Origin of the sequence: Veillonella sp. CHU110, assembly GCF_003992255.1 — a bacterium.
Taxonomy (GTDB): Bacteria; Bacillota; Negativicutes; order Veillonellales; family Veillonellaceae; genus F0422.
The window spans coordinates 21,305-39,820 of the sequence record NZ_RQVA01000002.1; the positions used below are offsets into that span (position 1 = coordinate 21,305).

Annotated in this window: 15 protein-coding genes and 1 riboswitch; of the genes, 13 read left to right on the forward strand and 2 right to left on the reverse strand. The window is 39.7% G+C overall.

All coding sequences use genetic code 11. The features are described 5' to 3' along the window. The first annotated feature begins 14 nt into the window (after positions 1-14). The 8 genes from EO122_RS00925 to alr all read left to right on the forward strand — a co-directional run bounded on the left by EO122_RS00925 (position 15) and on the right by alr (position 7,327). Positions 15-410 carry a cobalamin B12-binding domain-containing protein gene (locus tag EO122_RS00925; protein ID WP_126937572.1) on the forward strand — a complete coding sequence of 132 codons (396 nt, stop codon included), beginning with the start codon at positions 15-17 and terminating at the stop codon, positions 408-410. A gap of 67 nt (positions 411-477) precedes the next feature. Then, positions 478-1,419, forward strand: a complete 942-nt coding sequence (gene meaB / locus EO122_RS00930) for a methylmalonyl Co-A mutase-associated GTPase MeaB (RefSeq protein WP_126937573.1) — start codon at positions 478-480, stop codon at positions 1,417-1,419. 101 nt (positions 1,420-1,520) lie between these two features. Further along, positions 1,521-1,943, forward strand: coding sequence for a methylmalonyl-CoA epimerase (gene mce, locus EO122_RS00935; protein ID WP_127008972.1), 423 nt, complete (start codon positions 1,521-1,523; stop codon positions 1,941-1,943). Positions 1,944-1,979: 36 nt separating this feature from the next. Then, entirely contained in the window at positions 1,980-3,509 is a 1,530-nt protein-coding gene (locus EO122_RS00940; protein ID WP_127008973.1) for a carboxyl transferase domain-containing protein, read from the forward strand. 63 nt (positions 3,510-3,572) lie between these two features. Then, positions 3,573-3,737: a hypothetical protein gene (locus EO122_RS08180; RefSeq protein WP_164725921.1), complete on the forward strand. Its 165-nt coding sequence runs from the start codon at positions 3,573-3,575 to the stop codon at positions 3,735-3,737. Positions 3,738-3,795: 58 nt separating this feature from the next. Next, positions 3,796-4,176: a biotin/lipoyl-containing protein gene (locus tag EO122_RS00945; protein ID WP_127008974.1), complete on the forward strand. Its 381-nt coding sequence runs from the start codon at positions 3,796-3,798 to the stop codon at positions 4,174-4,176. Between the two features lie 558 nt (positions 4,177-4,734). After that, positions 4,735-6,030, forward strand: coding sequence for an SLC13 family permease (locus EO122_RS00955; RefSeq protein WP_127008976.1), 1,296 nt, complete (start codon positions 4,735-4,737; stop codon positions 6,028-6,030). Positions 6,031-6,217: 187 nt separating this feature from the next. Next, positions 6,218-7,327: an alanine racemase gene (gene alr, locus EO122_RS00960; protein ID WP_127008977.1), complete on the forward strand. Its 1,110-nt coding sequence runs from the start codon at positions 6,218-6,220 to the stop codon at positions 7,325-7,327. Positions 7,328-7,506: 179 nt separating this feature from the next. Here the strand turns inward: alr and metF are convergent, their stop codons facing one another. Next, positions 7,507-8,388, reverse strand: coding sequence for a methylenetetrahydrofolate reductase [NAD(P)H] (gene metF / locus EO122_RS00965; RefSeq protein WP_126937579.1), 882 nt, complete (start codon positions 8,386-8,388; stop codon positions 7,507-7,509). A 391-nt stretch (positions 8,389-8,779) separates the two neighbouring features. Between metF and EO122_RS00970 the strand changes: the two genes are divergently transcribed. Continuing rightward, entirely contained in the window at positions 8,780-9,715 is a 936-nt protein-coding gene (locus EO122_RS00970; RefSeq protein WP_126937580.1) for a LysR family transcriptional regulator, read from the forward strand. 98 nt (positions 9,716-9,813) lie between these two features. Here the strand turns inward: EO122_RS00970 and EO122_RS00975 are convergent, their stop codons facing one another. Further along, positions 9,814-10,152 (reverse strand): TM2 domain-containing protein, encoded by a 339-nt coding sequence (locus tag EO122_RS00975; RefSeq protein ID WP_127008978.1) that lies wholly within the window; start codon positions 10,150-10,152, stop codon positions 9,814-9,816. A 324-nt stretch (positions 10,153-10,476) separates the two neighbouring features. Further along, positions 10,477-10,653: riboswitch (cobalamin riboswitch) on the forward strand. Between the two features lie 314 nt (positions 10,654-10,967). Here EO122_RS00975 and EO122_RS00980 point away from each other — a divergent pair. The 4 genes from EO122_RS00980 (at position 10,968) to EO122_RS00995 (ending at position 18,305) form a co-directional block, all read left to right on the forward strand. Further along, the gene (locus tag EO122_RS00980) at positions 10,968-13,142 is read left to right on the forward strand and encodes a methylmalonyl-CoA mutase family protein (RefSeq protein WP_127008979.1); all 2,175 of its coding nucleotides are present in this window, start codon (positions 10,968-10,970) and stop codon (positions 13,140-13,142) included. Beyond that, positions 13,143-15,326 carry a methylmalonyl-CoA mutase gene (gene scpA, locus EO122_RS00985; RefSeq protein WP_126937583.1) on the forward strand — a complete coding sequence of 728 codons (2,184 nt, stop codon included), beginning with the start codon at positions 13,143-13,145 and terminating at the stop codon, positions 15,324-15,326. Between the two features lie 36 nt (positions 15,327-15,362). Beyond that, a complete protein-coding gene (meaB, locus tag EO122_RS00990; RefSeq protein ID WP_127008980.1) occupies positions 15,363-16,547 on the forward strand; it encodes a methylmalonyl Co-A mutase-associated GTPase MeaB in 1,185 nt (394 codons plus the stop codon). A 315-nt stretch (positions 16,548-16,862) separates the two neighbouring features. Then, complete coding sequence (locus EO122_RS00995) at positions 16,863-18,305, forward strand: [FeFe] hydrogenase, group A (RefSeq protein WP_127008981.1); 1,443 nt, start codon at positions 16,863-16,865, stop codon at positions 18,303-18,305. Positions 18,306-18,516: the final 211 nt, after the last annotated feature.

Genomic DNA, 18,516 nt, shown 5'->3' on the forward strand with positions numbered 1-18,516 from the left:
GGAGGTATAACATCATGGCAGAAAAACGTATCAGAGTAATCGTAGCAAAACCAGGTCTTGATGGTCATGACCGTGGTGCAAAAGTAGTAGCACGCGCACTTCGCGATGCTGGTTTCGAAGTTATCTACACAGGTCTTCGTCAAACTCCAGAACAAATCGTTGAAGCAGCTCTTTCCGAAGACGTTAACGTAGTTGCGTTATCTCTTCTTTCCGGTGCGCATAACACATTGTTCCCTAAAATCGTTGAAATGTTGAAAGAAAAAGGCATGGGCGATGTATTAGTAGTTGGTGGCGGGGTAATTCCTGATGCTGATATTCCTGGCTTGAAAGCAGCTGGCGTATCTGCAGTATTCACACCAGGTACTCCAACAGCTGATGTAATTGAGTTCATCAAAGCTAACGTAAAATAATATATTTGAGCTAGGCTCGGGCATGCATGTTCGGGCCTAGTCATCTATAGAGTAGGGCGGTGACAATATGGATTTAATTAAAGAATTGTTAGAAGGATCTCGTCTTGCTTTGGCACGGTCCATAACGGCTGTGGAAAATGAATATGATAATGCCATTGACATTATGAAAGCCATCTATCCACGTACTGGTAATGCTCGTATTTTGGGTATTACGGGGGCTCCAGGAGCTGGTAAAAGTACGTTGACAGATAAAGTTGTCAAACATTATCTAGAACAAGGTAAGCGAATTGGTATCGTAGCTGTTGACCCAACGAGTCCATTCTCAGGTGGTGCTATTTTGGGTGACCGCATTCGAATGAATGATTTAACATTGAATGAAAATGTATTTATTCGAAGCATGGGCACACGTGGCAGTCTAGGTGGATTATCTAAGAAAACAGCAGACGTTGTCAAATTAATGGATGCTTTCGGCATGGATCTTGTCATCATTGAAACAGTTGGTGTTGGTCAATCCGAAGTGGATATTGTGAAAAATGCAGATACCACATTGGTAGTACTAGTACCAGGTTTGGGTGATGATATCCAAGCGATTAAAGCGGGTATCTTAGAAATTGGCGATGTGTTTGCCATCAATAAAGCAGACCGCGATGGTTGTGATAAGCTTAATGTTGAAATTGAGATGATGCTAGATTTAGATTCTCGTGAACTTGATTGGAGACCACCAATTAAGCGTACTATCGCTAGCAAAGACGTAGGTGTTGATGAATTAGTGGAAGCACTAGATGAACACTTTGAATATCTAGAAGATAGTGGAGAATTAGCAGCTCGTCGTGCTGAACGTACACATGATGAGTTAGTAGCTATGATCAATGAACAAATTATGCGTTATGTACATGAACATGTTGTAGAAAGCGATGCTTTCAAACAAGATGTAGCGGCCGTAAATAATAGAACTAATGACCCTTATAGTGTTGTTAACGCGGTGTTAGAAAAGTCTTTAAAAAGATAATTAAAAGAATGAAAAAAATCTAATATCGTGGTATCATATAAGTAATCGAAAAGTGATGCATGTCACTTTCGAGTTGCAGCTCATTTGAAAGGAGAGTTATTATGGCATTCAAAGTATTACAAGTGGACCACATCGGTATCGGTGTATCCGATTTAGCAGCAACAAAAGAATTTTATAAAAACGCACTTGGCATGGAACACCTTCCAGAAGATGAAGTAGTAGAAGAGCAAAAAGTTAAAGTAAGCTTCTTCCCTTGCGGAGACGCTGAACTTGAGTTCTTAGAATCTACAACTCCAGATGGCCCTATCGGTCGTTTTATCGAAAAAAATGGTGGTCGTAATGGTATCCAACACGTAGCACTTCGTGTAGATGATATCAAAGCAGCTATCGCTGATTTAAAAGCTAAAGGCGTTCGATTAATTGATGAAGAACCTCGCTACGGTGCTGGTGGATCTGCTATTGCATTCCTTCATCCAAAAGCAACTGGTGGCGTTTTATTAGAACTTTGCCAACGCATGAAGTAATCAACTGTATCCGTAATAATCCTATGGAGGTGTAAAATGGCAACAGTTCAGGAAAAGATTGAATTATTGCATAAAAAACTGTCCACTGTAAAACAAGGTGGCGGTGAAAAACGTGTAGAAAAACAACACGCTAACGGCAAGTATACTGCTCGTGAGCGTATTGCGAAATTATTCGACGACAATAGCTTCGTTGAATTAGATCAATTTGTTAAACATCGTTGTGTTAACTTTGGTCAAGAGAAAAAAGAATTACCAGGTGAAGGTGTAGTGACTGGTTATGGTACTATCGACGGACGTTTGGTATTTGCTTTCGCTCAAGATTTCACAGTAGAAGGTGGTTCCCTTGGGGAAATGCACGCTGCTAAAATCGTTAAAGCACAACGTATGGCAATGAAAATGGGTGCCCCTATTATCGGCATCAATGACTCCGGTGGAGCTCGTATTCAAGAAGCAGTAGATGCATTGGCAGGTTACGGTAAAATCTTCTTTGAAAATACAAATGCTTCTGGTGTTATCCCACAAATTTCTGTAATTATGGGACCATGTGCAGGTGGTGCGGTATACTCTCCAGCATTAACTGACTTTATCTACATGGTAAAAAATACATCTCAAATGTTCATCACAGGTCCAGCGGTTATCAAATCTGTAACAGCAGAAGAAGTAACAGCAGAAGATCTTGGTGGTGCAATGGCACATAACCGTGTGTCCGGTGTAGCTCACTTTGCTACAGAAAACGAAGATGATTGCTTAGCGCAAATTCGTTATTTATTGAGCTTCTTACCAAGCAACAATATGGAAGATACTCCATTAGTTGATACTGGTGATGATCCAGCTCGTGAAGATGAAGGTTTAAATACTTTACTTCCAGATAATCCAAACATGCCATACAACATGTTTGATGTAATCAGTGCAACAGTTGATAATGGTGAATACTATGAAGTACAACCACACTATGCACAAAATATTATTACTTGCTTCGCACGTTTTGCAGGACAAAGCGTAGGTATCATTGCTAACCAACCACGCGTAATGGCAGGTTGTCTAGATATCAATGCATCCGATAAATCTTCTCGCTTTATCCGTTTCTGCGATGCCTTCAATATCCCTATCGTAAACTTTGTTGACGTTCCAGGCTTCTTGCCAGGTACAAACCAAGAGTGGGGCGGTATCATTCGTCATGGTGCGAAAATGTTGTATGCTTACTCTGAAGCTACAGTACCAAAAATTACTGTTATCACTCGTAAAGCATATGGTGGATCTTATCTTGCAATGTGTTCCCAAGACTTGGGCGCTGACCAAGTATATGCATGGCCTACATCTGAAATCGCTGTAATGGGACCAGCTGGTGCTGCAAACATTATTTTCAAACGCGATGAAGATAAAGACGAAAAAACTGCTAAATATGTAGAAGAATTCGCAACTCCATACAAAGCAGCAGAACGTGGATTCGTTGACGTAGTTATTGAACCAAAACATACTCGTCCGGCAATTGTAAATGCCCTAGCAATGCTAGCTAGCAAACGCGAAACCCGTGCTCCTAAAAAACACGGTAATATCCCTCTATAATACGAATCAGGGACATACACGTGGCTGGTTATGGCCATCAATATGACAATGGAGGAGAACTTAATGAATAAAACTACCAATGCACAAGCTGCTAATAAAGAAACAGAAGTAGTAGCAGCTATCATCAGTGCAATCGTTGCAATGGGTTATTCGCAAAATCAAATTGCATCTATTCGCCCAGTAGTAGCTAATTCTTGGCGATTAGCTGGTCGTTTAAAGGCCCTATAAGCTAGCTCAGCTTATGAAATAATTTCATTACAAATAGGTAATTCAGGAGGAAGTTATAATGAAAAAGTTCAATGTTACAGTTAACGGTACAGTATATGAAGTAGAAGTAAACGAAGTTGGTGGCGCGGCTCCAGTAGCAGCTCCAGCTCCTAAAGCTGCAGCTCCAGCTCCTAAAGCAGCTCCAGCAGCGGCTCCAGCAGCAGCGGCAGCTCCAGTTCCAGCAGGTGCTCAAACTGTTGATTGTCCAATGCCTGGTAAAATCTTGTCCGTAGCTGTTACAGCTGGCCAAGCAGTTAAAAAAGGCGATGTTCTTTGTATCTTAGAAGCTATGAAAATGCAAAACGAAATCGTTGCACCACATGATGCAACAGTAGCTGAAGTTCGTGTAGCAGCTAACCAAACAGTAGCAACTGGCGATGCTTTAGTTGTATTAGGCTAATCAAAGCTTAACTGGTGATATACGCAATGTGATTTGTAGTATCGCCATTTACATCAGTAGTAGGAATGAATATGCCTACTATATATATGATTGTACTATGCCTAGGTAATACTTAGTGTTACCTAGGCTTGTTACAAATATGGCAGGATGACTATGAATTCATATGAGAAATATATAGTTGGTATGCGCTTTACATAACACGTAATCTTGTATTTATTTTTATTCTCCATGAGGTGGAATCATGATACTATCAGATGAAGCAAAGGTATTTACGTGCATTTGTATGGCGCTTTTTATTTGTATTTGTACCGCACTCCTCATAGGTGAAGAACGGAAATCAAAATGGTTTCAGAAACGAACCACCTATAGTTTTTTTCTCCGTCGTGGAGTACTAGGAGAATGGTTACATTTCGGGTACCCTTGTACAGTAGAAGGGTATGGAGTGACGACCATCATGTTGTGCTTGATCGGTATATCTTCCTATATTATATGGACAGTATTGTGATATATTAAACATTCGATATTAGGCACATTTTGAATGGAAAGGAGTTGATTCTTATGGATCCGGCTGTACTGACCTTAATTGTACTGGGTATCATGGCCTTACTATTTGTAACGGAAATTATACCTCTTGCAATTACCTCTATCGGAGGTGCTATGGCACTTGGCTTATTAGGTGTTATACCTATGAAACAAGTATTTAGCGGTTTATCCGATAGTACAGTAGTCTTATTTGCTGGTATGTTTATTATTGGAGCAGCCTTGTTTCATACAGGTTTAGCTCAAAAAATTGGTATTACAGTGGTAAAAAAAGCAGGCAATAGTGAAAATGGACTTATGATTGCCTTAATGCTTGTCACTGCATTTATGTCCTCTGTTCTTTCTAATACGGGAACAGCAGCAGCTTTATTGCCAGTTGTAATTGGTATATGTGCATCTGCTAAGATTCCTGCATCTCGTCAATTAATGCCGATGGCATTTGCGGCGGGCATTGGTGGTATTATTACACTAGTAGGTACACCACCAAATATTATTATTAATGGTGCCTTAGGGCAAGCTAAACTTCCTCAATTTGGATTCTTTGAATTTGCATGGATAGGGATTCCTTTGACAATCGCCTTCATGCTATATATGGTGACTATTGGTAAACATTTCCTTCCTTCTCATGATGGAAATGCAAAAGCTGAAGTTGCACAAGAGGTCGATGCTAATGATATTTCGAATGATCCTAAAAAAATGTGGTACTCCGGTATCATCTTGATTGGTGTTGTTCTATTCATGGCATTGTCTACAACATTGAAAAAAATCGGCATTGATGTGCCTTTACATTTGGCAGCCATCATTGGCGCTGTATTAGCGGTATTGACTGGTTGTTTGAAAGAAAAACAAGCGTATCAATCTATAGATTGGGTAACAATTTTCTTATTTGCAGGCATGATGCCTGTAGCTTCTGCAATGAATGATTCTGGTGCAGGTCAAATGATTGCTCACGCTGTGGTGGATATTATGGGAGATAATCCTAGTCCGTACTTTGCAACAGCTATTTTATTCTTGCTATCCTGTGTATTAACACAATTTATGTCTAATACAGCATCTTGTGCATTATTGGCTCCTATTGGTATTTCGATTGCACAAGCTATGGGTGCCAGTCCACATGCAGTATTAATGGCCATAGGTGTAGCGGCCTCTTGTGCATTTGCTACGCCAGTGGGTACACCACCGAATACGATTGTGTTGACGCCAGGGAATTATAAATTTATGGACTACGTGAAAGCTGGCACGCCACTGATTGTTGTATGCTTTATCGTAAGTTTAGTGATCATTCCTATGGTATGGCCATTCAATATGCCATAACAGATATCATACTGGATATGAAAGATACATAACTATATAGTATATACAAGGGCTGACAAGGAATCGAAAGTATATGATTCTAATGTCAGTCCTTTTTGTAGAGATAATTGACTTAAATGTGATAGAATATGATTAGGAACCTTGGTATAGGTAACCTGTACTAGACTAAGAACAAGAGGGTGAAGTTGTGAGACCTACATATGTAGAAATAGATACAGCACAAATACGAAGTAATTTACGAAAAATTAAAGATTGTTTACCAGAATGGTGTACGAGCACTGCCGTCGTAAAGGCTAATGCCTATGGTCATGGTAGTGTCATGGTAGGGCGTATTGCCGTTGAAGAAGGTTATGAATCATTAGCGGTAGCCTTTCCAGAAGAAGCGATACCATTGCGCGCAGCAGGGATTACTGTGCCTATCTATTTGCTAGGGCTGACCTTACCGCAGTCCTTTGATTTAGTTATTGAGGGAAACTCTAGGCCTGCAATTTGCGAGTCTACTGACCTAGAGGCACTTAATGAATGTGCCAAAAGGCATGAAACAATAGTAGAATGTGCCATTGCAGTTGATACAGGTATGCATCGCATCGGAAGCAAACCACAGGATGTACTAGCATTTTTAGAACGTGTAGAATCTTATGAGTATCTTCGTGTAGATGGGTTCTTCTCACATTTAGCAAATGGTGATGCTGCGGATCAAAGTCATGCTAACTTTCAAGTGGAACAGTTTAGACAAGTGGTAGAAACGATTCGAGCTCATCGAGATGAGGCGTATCGGTTTTCTTTGGCTAACAGTGCAGGATTGTTAGCAGTAAGAGATAGTTTATTTAATGATGCTAGGCCGGGGATTATTCAGTATGGGATCATGCCATCTATGGATGTACCCAATCGCTTAGGGTTAAAACCAGCCTTAAGTTTATATAGTAAAGTCGTTCATGTTCAACACTTACAAAAAGGGGCTTCTATCGGGTACGGTAGTACGTATACAACGACGGGAGAAGAAACGATTGCAACCATTCCTGTAGGATATGCCGATGGATACCCGAGGGCTTTGTCTAATAAAGGGTCTGTACTCATTCATGGAACACGATGCCCGATTGTAGGGCGTATATGCATGGATCAATTTATGGTGAAAGTCCCGAACCATATTCAGGTTTCACCAGGTGATAGTGTAGTGCTATTGGGAAAACAAGGGCAAGAAAGTATTACCGCTTTGGAATTAGCCTATTTAGTGGGAACTATTCCGTATGAAATCTTCTGTAACTTTTCAGAACGGGTACCACGGCATTATATTTAAATAGACGGATATTCCATATATGAATGGGGTTGTAGATCTCAATAAAAAAGAATATGCTAATAAAGCAATATAAGGATGCTCTATGTAGGGCTTTCTCTTGACGAGAGGAACTACATAGAGCATCCTTGCAATATTTTGTATGTATGATAGGTGTATAAAAACTATGGTAATAATCCTATTTATTGGCTTTCATAAACAGGAGAGCTAAATAAGGAACGAGCTGCTTGTTCAATGTATAGAGCTGTATTGGATTGATTCATAGTATATAAATGAATACCAGAGACACCTTCGGTTACCAAGTCTACGATTTGATTTAATGCGTAGGCAAGGCCGGCATCACGAAGAGCGATAGGATCGTGCTCATATTTATCTAAAATCGCTTTGAATTTGCGTGGAATAGCGGTTGCATTAGATGTAAGTAAGCGCAATGCTTGATTGCGGTTGATGATTGGCATTACCCCAGCTAAGATAGGTGCCTCGATACCTGCGAGAGCACATTTTTCTTGGAACTCGTAGAATACATTGTTATCTAAGAAGAACTGTGTCACTAATAATTCACAACCAGCATCTACTTTTTCTTTTAAGTATTTAATATCTTGAAGTTGACTCGGTGAATCTGGATGTACTTCTGGATAGCAAGCACCTGAGATTTGAAAGTGAGGTGCATATTCCTTGACGAAATGTACAAGCTCTGTAGCATATTTGAAATCACCAACGGGTGGTAAGTCTTCTAGAATGTCGCCACGAAGAGCTAATAGTTTGTGAATGCCAAGTTCATCGAGTCTATCTATAACAGATTTCACTTGTTCTTTTGACAAATAGATAGCTGGTAAATGTGCTTTCGTAGGAATGTGCAATGTGTTTTGTACATAATTAGATAGTTTTATGGTTGTTTCTTCAATGTTACGTTGTTTATTACTGCAAGTAACAGAAATAAATTCTGGTTTTAAGCTTTTTAGCTCATCTAGGACAGTAATAATTTTTTCGTCCCCCACTTGTGTGTTGGGAGGAAATATTTCGTATGATAAGGTTGGTCGTTTTTGTTGTATAGATTCGCTCATGGCTGATGTCCTTTCTTGTAATCAATATGGTCTATCATACCAATTTTTACGTATATAGACCAATTCTTAATATATATGAATTGATATAGCTTAAAACTATAATTAATAAGGATATTATATACAGCTAATTTTATGCCACAGATACTAGTAGATAGACGTATTTTGTCACATATTTTAAAATATATCTTGACGGTAGGTATTATTTTTTGTATTATGTATATACTAAAAAAATCAATAGTCAAAGATGCCATTAGGCGCAGAAAATTAAGTTATACAATGATGTACCTAACGTGTAAAGTAACGGACTTTATTCGTTAGGTTTTGTTTACTTTCATACAGGAACCTTGTATGTATAGAACTTCATGAATAGATATAGAAAAGGCAAAACACAATGAGAATACAACAATTACAATATTTAGAAAAAATTGCAGAGAAAGGATCTATTAATGAAGCGGCTAAGGAGTTATACTTATCGCAACCAAGTTTGTCCAATGCGATTAAAGAGTTAGAACATGAAATGGGTGTTCAACTATTATTGCGGACAAAATCTGGTGTTACTTTGACCCATGATGGTCGAGAGTTTATGATATATGCTCGCCAAGTATTAGATCAAATTCAACTATTAGAAGAACGATATAAATCCAACACAAAGAGAAAGGAACATTTCTTTATTTCGGCTCAGCACTATGCTTTTGTAGTCCATGCTTTTGTAGAGTTAATTAAAAGTGTTGATACAGATGAATATCAATTTGGATTAAGAGAAACAGAAACGCAAAATATTTTTGAAGACTTGGCTACCTTTAAAAGTGAAATAGGAATCTTGTATTTAAATAACTTCAACCGTCAAGTTATGGAAAAATTATTCAAAGAATATAAGTTAACATTTCATCCTCTGTTTGAAGCGGAGCCACATGTGTTCTTATGTAGAGAGCATCCATTAGCTAATCAAGAAAAGATTACACTAGAAGACTTAGAAGACTTCCCGTATTTGAGTTATGATCAGGGAGAAGATAATTCGTTCTATTTTTCAGAAGAAATTTTGAGTACATTAGATAGAAAAATGACCATCAAAGTATCAGATCGAGCTACGATTTTTAATTTGATGGTTGGTTTAAATGGATATACGATTAGTTCAGGTATTTTGAGTCGTGAGCTAAATGATGACAAAATTATTGCGATTCCTCTTGATGTAGAAGACACGATGACAATGGGCTACTTGATGCCACATATGTTGGAACCGAGTGCGATTGCAAAAAAATATTTAGAATTGCTGAAAGAGCATATTCGAAACTATGGCTTTGAGATTATTGAAGAGAAGAAGAAATAATACTCTGCATAATACATAAAGCAATAGAAAGAAAAGGATACTGAACGAAAGTTGTTCAGTATCCTTTTTAATATATAGATATAATTTCTGATGAATTACTATCCTTGGTAGTTTTGGTAGCCACCTTGGAATCCTGGATTACTTGGATATAATAATTTAGCTTCTTCAATCACACGGATTGTATAGTTAGTATTATATTCTTTTACAATGGAAGGGATACGGAAAAGATCGATGAGAGCCCATATACCAAACCCACCAAGAGTAATGTAGTATAAAATATTGGTTAAGGGACGACCAACATAGAAATAATGAGCGCCTAATAAAAAGAAACAAATATAGGCGATTAAAGATTCTTTTTCACTACTTAGTTTTAATGTAACATAATTTTTTTGTTCAGGTGTTAGCTCGTTAAAAAATGGATAAAACTGTGGTTGCATAATGGGGCCTCCTTACTATAAGAAAATATACTTTTTATTATTATAGCATTAATTGAAAGAAAGTTCATAATATTGATTGAGTTCTTGTATTTTGAAAATAATTATTTTTAATACATACAATAACAGATGGTAATATGTTGGTGAGACCTATATTAGTTTTGCGGAGATATGCTTGGTAACTGCTTTAAAATTGATGATAGTTCTAGAATATATATAGCGATTGTTAACGAATTAATAACCTCATGTTATGCGATGGTGAAATTTAGTTATAGTTCATAAAGACCGTTCTATTCTTTTACAAAACAGTTTATAATCAAAGTATAACTTTATATTTGCCTTACTGGTGCCGCAAGGCTTAATAGGGAAGCTTGGTGAAAAGCCAACACGGTCCCGCCGCTGTAAAGGGGAGCGAAACTTCATGAAACGTCACTGGGAAACTGGGAAGGCGAAGCGTAGCGAAGATCCTGAGTCAGAAGAACTGCCGTAAGAAGCATGTCGTTAGATCCGCGAGAGACGGGTAGAGATGGTTTTGCGCTAAGTGCATACGCTAAGTCATAACCACCGTCTTCTATTGAAGACGGTTTTTCTTTTTTAGAAGGTACTATAGTTGTATCTTTTACAAAGAAGCTATGTAAGGTTGTGCGCCATAGGATTGGGTAGGGTATACCCAACGTGTAATTGTTTATTTTATTTTTATTGAGCTGCAAGTGTATTATATAAACGGTTAGAGTCCTATAGTGTCACGAAAATATATAGTATATATGGTTTGTATAAGGGAACGTATGCCTGTGTGGTCAAAGAAAGGAAGCTAGACTATGGGACAAGACAAGCATCATGAACCACAAGTTCACGAAGAACAGTTTGAGTTACCAGATGTATCGTTTGATGAGTTTTCTATCCCTACCTATGAGGACTGGAAAACGACGGTAGAAGGTATCTTAAAAGGAAAAGATTTCCAAAAAAGTATGTTTACAAAAACATATGAAGGAATTACTTTACAACCAATGTATTGGTTGAGCGACCAAGAAGGATTGACTCAAAACTTGACATATCCTGGTCGCGATAGCAATTTGCGGGGAGCGAAAGCCAGTGGATACATCCACAAACCTTGGACAATTGCACAACGTTGTGATGGAAAAACAATTGCTGACATGCATGACATGTTACAATTTGAATTAGATAAAGGTAGCACAGCTATCAGCTTTACGTTAGATAGTGCTACTCGAAAAGGACAAGATGCTACGACAGCTGATGCTAAAGACGTAGCTGACGTAGGGGTATCCTTGTCCACTATAGAAGAAATAGAAGCGTTGTTAAAAGGCATGGATTTAACAATAAAAGAATTAGATATTCGTACAGGCGCTAGTAGTGTATGCTGGGCGGCTGCATTACATGCACTTTGCGAATCTCAAGGGGTGGATGTGAAATCCTTGTCCGGTATGATTGGGGCAGATCCAATTGGTACTTTGGCACAAGATGGACATTTACCACGCCCTATGGATGAATATTTCGATGATATGGCACATACTATTGCATGGGCTAATGCACATGCGCCACAATTACGGACAGTTCTTGTCGATACAGATGTATATCATAATGGTGGCGGTAATGACGTACAAGAATTAGGGTTTGCTATGTCCACAGCCGTGACATATTTACGTGCTATGGAACGCCGTGGTATTGATGTCAATACATTTGCGAAACAAATTCGTTTCCATGTAAGCGTAGGGGCTAATTTCTTTATGGAAATTGCTAAATTACGTGCTATTAAAATGGTTTGGGCGCAAATTATTGAACATTGTGGCGGTGATGAAGAAGCGAAGAAAATTAACTTATTCGTAAGTACATCTCACTTCACACAAACTGTATTCGATCCATATGTAAACTTGTTGCGTGCAGGCTCTCAATCCTTCTCTGCTGTAGTAGGTGGTATGGATGGCATGTTCGTACGACCTCTTGATGGATGTATTCGTCCAAGTGATGAATTCTCTCGCCGTATTGCTCGTAACATCCAAATTATGGAGCAACAAGAGTTCAACTTCATTCAACCAGTTGACCCAGCAGGTGGTAGTTGGTACCTTGAACCATTAACACAAGAATTGACTGAAAAATCTTGGGCACTATTCCAAGAATTAGAAGGAAAAGGTGGCATTTTAGAAACATTAGTATCTGGTGAAACACAAGAAGCTGTAGATGCTATTTTACAAAGCCGCTTTAAAAACTTGGCTACCCGTAAAGACCGTGCTGTAGGTAGTAATATGTATCCTAACATGACAGAAGAATTATTAGAAGTGCCAGTGGTGGATTTTGAAGGTTTACGCCAAGCTCGCGTAGCAGTATTAGCTAATGTAGGCACTGCAGATGCAGCAGAATTGGCTCTTAAAAAATTACAAGAATCTGATTTCAGTGAACTAGGTTCTTTGGTAAGTGCTGCGTATACTGCATTAGTAGCAGGCGCTAGCTTTGGTCAAGTTTTTGCAGCCTTAGCAGATGGCAGTGAAGGTGTGACAGTGAAAGCAATTCTATCTCATCGTTGGACAGAACAATACGAAGAATTACGTATGCGCACTGAAACTTTCAAAGAAACACATAATGGGGAAAATGTTAAGATCTTCTTGGCTAACATGGGACCAATTCCACAACATAAAGCGAGAGCGGACTTCGTTACTTCTTTCATGCAAGTAGCTGAATTTGACGTGCTTACCAATGATGGATTCCCAACTGTAGACGAAGCAGTAGCAGCTGCCTTAGCATCGAATGCAGATGTGACAATCGTATGTTCTACTGACGATACATATCCAGAATTGGCACCAGCAGTGACAAAAGCAATCAAAGCCGCTCGCCCAGCTATGAAAGTATTCTTGGCAGGGGCTCCATCTGCAGAGTTAAAAGAACTTTGCGATGCAGCAGGTATGGATGATTATATTAGTGTACGCTCCAATTGCTATCAAACATTATTAGCAATGCAACGCGAGAAAGGAATGATGTAAATGATTCCAGATTTTAGAAATATTCCTTTTACTCCGGCTAGCCCAAAATCTTCTGACTTAGATGCTTGGAAAGAGCAGTTAAAAGCTGAAACCGGTAAATCCTATGATGAAAACTTCATTCGTACTATGGAACAAATTGATGTAGGTCCAGTGTATGATTCCTCAATTTATGATCAATGTAACCATTTACAATACGTAGCGGGTATTCCTCCGTATCTTCGCGGACCATACGGTACGATGTATGTACAACGTCCTTGGACAGTACGTCAGTACGCAGGTTTCTCCACAGCGGAAGAATCCAATGCCTTTTACCGTCGTAACTTAGCGGCTGGTCAAAAAGGTTTGTCTATCGCCTTCGACTTGGCTACTCACCGTGGTTACGACTCTGATCACCCTCGTGTAGTTGGTGACGTTGGTAAAGCCGGCGTTGCGGTAGACTCTATCTTGGATATGGAAATTTTGTTCTCTGGTATTCCATTGGACCAAATGTCTGTATCTATGACAATGAATGGCGCCGTGTTACCAGTTATGGCTTTCTATATCTTAGCTGGTGAAGAACAAGGTGTAGATAAATCCGTTATGGCAGGTACGATCCAAAATGATATCTTGAAAGAGTTCATGGTGCGTAATACTTACATTTATCCACCAGCAGCTTCTATGCGTATTATCGGTGATATCTTTGCCTATACATCTAAATACATGCCTAAATTCAACAGTATTTCCATTTCCGGTTACCATATGCAAGAAGCAGGCGCTACAGCGGATATTGAATTAGGTTACACATTGGCCGATGGTTTGGAATACTTGCGTACAGGTGTGGCAGCGGGCCTTACAGTTGACCAATTCGCACCGCGCTTATCCTTCTTCTGGGCGATGGGTAAAAACTACTTCATGGAAATCGCTAAAATGCGTGCAGGCCGTATGCTATGGGCTAAAATTGTTAAATCCTTTGGTCCAAAAAATGTTAAATCTATGGCATTGCGTACGCACTCCCAAACATCTGGTTGGTCTTTAACAGAACAAGATCCATTCAATAACATCACTCGTACATGTATCGAAGCGATGGCAGCAGCCTTGGGTCATACGCAATCCTTGCATACGAACGCGCTTGACGAAGCGATTGCATTGCCTACAGATTTCTCGGCTCGTATTGCTCGTAATACGCAGTTGTATATTCAAGATGAAACAAACGTATGTAAAGTTATCGATCCATGGGGCGGTTCTTACTATGTAGAATTCTTGACTAACCAATTAATCCGCAAAGCTTGGGCTCATATCCAAGAAGTTGAAGCTTTAGGCGGTATGTCTAAAGCGATTGATACAGGTCTTCCAAAAATGCGTATTGAAGAAGCGGCAGCTCGTCGCCAAGCGCACATTGACTCCGGTAGTGAAAAAATCGTCGGTGTTAACTACTTACGCCTTGATAAAGAAGATCCATTAGATATCTTGGAAGTAGACAATACAGCTGTACGCTTGGCACAGATTGAACGATTGAAAACATTGCGTGCTAATCGTGACAATGACAAAGTACGTAGCTGTTTGGATGCCATTACAAAAGCGATGGAAACAGGAGAAGGAAACTTGCTTGAATTAGCCGTAGAAGCAGCTCGTGCTCGTGCCTCTAAAGGTGAAATCTCTGATGCAGTTGAAAAAGTATGCGGCCGTCATAAAGCGATCATTCGCTCTATTTCCGGTGTATACAGCAGCGAATTCAGCGATGACGATGTAATCACAGAAGTACGCAGCATGACTGAAAAATTTGAAGAAAAACATGGTCGCCGTCCTCGTATTTTCGTAGCGAAAATGGGTCAAGATGGTCACGACCGCGGAGCTAAGGTAATTTCTACAGCCTTCGCAGATATGGGCTATGACGTAGATATCGGACCTCTATTCCAAACTCCAGAAGAAGCAGCAAAAGATGCGGTAGATAATGACGTACATATCGTAGGTATGAGTTCCTTAGCAGCAGGTCATAAAACATTGATGCCACAATTATGTGAAGAACTTAAAAAATTAGGCCGTGAAGATATTATGGTTGTTATCGGTGGTGTTATCCCAGCTCAAGATTATGATTATCTCTATGAGCATGGTGCAGCAGCCATCTTCGGACCTGGTACCATCATTCCAGTGTGTGCTAAAAAAGTACTTGAATTGTTAGAAGAACGTCTAGAAGAGGAAGAATAATCGGTCATATTCGAATCGGTGAAAGGAGGGTGTCTTATGAGTGATGATACCTATAAGCCTTCTTGGGTTCCTGAGGAGAAAGATGATAAATTTGCATGCCGTGTTATGCGTGGCGTGGACGGTGGTCATGATGGGATGGATGCACATACCCATGCACCACAAAAACCGGTAGCTCCTAAAGTAGTAAAACGGAAAAAACTGACCGTTGATGACTATGTGGAAGGGGTACTGGCTGGTAATCGGATGATTTTATCCCGTGCTATCACATTAATTGAAAGTAATGCAGCAGCCCATTTTGAAATGGCACAACAAGTCATCCAACGTTTGTTACCGTACACAGGTAAATCTACTCGTGTAGGGATTACAGGGGTGCCTGGGGCTGGTAAATCGACCTTGATTGAAGCACTAGGTACAAAGCTATGTCAAAACGGTCATAAAGTGGCTGTTCTTGCGGTGGATCCATCGAGTACAGTGACAGGTGGTTCTATCCTAGGGGATAAAACGCGGATGGAACAATTGTCACGGGAGCCGAATGCATTCATTCGTCCATCTCCATCAGGAGGGACCTTGGGCGGTTTGACTCGTAAAAGTAGAGAAACCTTGCTGTTATGTGAAGCGGCAGGGTATGATACGATTCTTGTAGAAACCGTAGGGGTAGGTCAAAGTGAAACTACAGTACGTTCCATGGTAGACTTCTTCTTACTCGTTGTATTGACTGGTGCTGGCGACGAATTACAAGGTATGAAAAAAGGTGTTATGGAATTGGCAGATGCCATCGTTGTTAATAAGGCCGATGGGGATAACTTGCAACGTGCCAAAGTGACGCGCCAAGAATACGAACGTATTTTATGGTTCATTCGCGATGCCACGGAACAATGGACAACCCATGCGTACACATGCTCTGCTTACACAGGGGATGGCATCATGGAATTGTGGCAAGGTGTTATCGAAAAATTCATGGAACAATGTCAAGGCAATGGAGTGCTACAAGCGCGTCGCCGTGATCAAACTTTATCATGGGTATATTCCATGGTGGAAGAACATTTGCAAAACTTGTTCTATCGAGCTCCAGAAATTGTAGCTTGTCGAGGTGGTATTGAAGATGCTGTCATCGAGGGGCGTTTGACACCGACTTTGGCAGTACAACAGTTTATTACTACTTTCACACAAACAGCATTGGGAGACCAAGCTAAAAATGTTCCGTTATTTGAATTGAAATAACATAGAAACAGGAGGGGAAACTCTCCTGTTTTCTGCATGAATAGGCGAAATCCTAGTAGTTCTTGGGGTATATGGATTTTGAAAGATATAAAATGAAAAATATGTAATAAAAATCTACATGTGTGATAAAAGTAACATAAAAATGATATAAATGTACATAATCAATGGATGTGTAAAATTTATTTAGAACTTAAAAGAATAGCAAAATAAATGGCGTATAGATTTCTTTTCACAAAGCCAATTATTTGTTATAATATGACGGAAAGTTAATGAATACATAACTAGTATTGTTTACACTATGTGAGGTGCATAATAATGAGTTTCGAAAGTCGATTCCAACATCTTGATCGCCGTGCCCCAATTGCTGAGGATAATGTGGCGATTATTCACGATTTAGAAAAATGTAAGAACTGTACTCTTTGTCGTAAAGCATGTGCTGACACTATGAGCGTACTTGACTATTATGATTTGGAAGCAACAGGAGACAATCCTATTTGTATCCAATGTGGTCAATGTGCGGTGATTTGCCCATTCGGTGCAATGTACGAACGTACAGAATTAGATAAAGTAAAAGAAGCCATTGCAGATCCAGAGAAAATTGTAGTTATCCAAACAGCTCCAGCTGTTCGTGTATCTATCGGTGAAGAATTTGGATTTGAGCCTGGTACATACCAAGAAGGTAAAATGGTAGGCGCTCTTCGTGCGTTAGGTGCTGACTATGTAGTAGATACTAACTTCGGTGCTGACTTAACTATCATGGAAGAAGCGAACGAATTGTTAGAACGTAAATTACATGGCACAGGTCCATTACCACAATTTACTAGCTGTTGTCCAGCATGGGTAAAATTCTGTGAAACATTCTTCCCAGAATATGTACCTCATATTTCTTCAGCTCGTAGCTGTATCGCTATGGAATCTGCTATGGTCAAAACATATTTTGCAAAAAATATGAACATTGATCCTAAGAAAATTGTATCCGTATCCGTAGCTCCTTGTACTGCTAAAAAAGCAGAAATTCGTCGTCCTGAGCAAAATAACGCATCTCGTTACAGTGGTGAAGACTTAGGTCCAGATACAGATATCTGCATCACTACACGTGAATTTGCACAATGGATTCGTGAAGCAGAATTAGATTTTGCCGCAGTAGAAGACTCTGCATACGATAAATTCATCGGTGCTGCGACTGGTGGCGGCGTTATCTTCGGTAATACTGGTGGTGTTATGGAAGCAGCGATGCGTGCATCCTACAAATTCATCACTGGTGACGAACCATCTCCAGCTCCACTTCTTAACTTAACAGATGTGCGTGGTATGGACGGTGTGAAAGAAGCAACCGTAGAAATCGGTGGACATACTATTAATGTGGCTGTTTGTCATGGCGGTAAAAATATCCGTGAGTTCTTGAACGAATTGAAAGAATCTGGTAAAACATATGACTTCATCGAAATGATGGCATGCCCAGGTGGCTGTATCGGCGGTGGTGGACAACCACGTGCAAAATTACCAGTTGCTAATAAAGTAAAAGGTGAGCGTATCGATGGTCTTTATAATTGGGATTCCAACATGAAGCTTCGTTCTTCTTATGAAAACCCTGAGATTAAAGATGCATACGCTAATTTCTTGGAAAAACCATTAGGACATATTGCTCATGAATTATTACATACTACGTATGTAGATCGTAGCGGTGACTTAGGGGCTCGTAAAGACGTGACTCCTGAAACATGTCCAACATCTCCAAAATTTAAAAAGCCGGAATAATTTAGTTAGTAACTTCAACTCCGGTGAGTCAGCGAATGTGTAAGTTGGTTTGCTGCTGAACGAAGTTATTATATAGTCATCTAAGCATGACAACATACTGCAAGACGAAAAGACTCTTATGGGGATCATCCCATAGGAGTCTTTTCTATTCTATTCCATCTCGGGACTTTATCTTGACTTTGGCAAAGGGATGAGCAGGACATATTCCTTC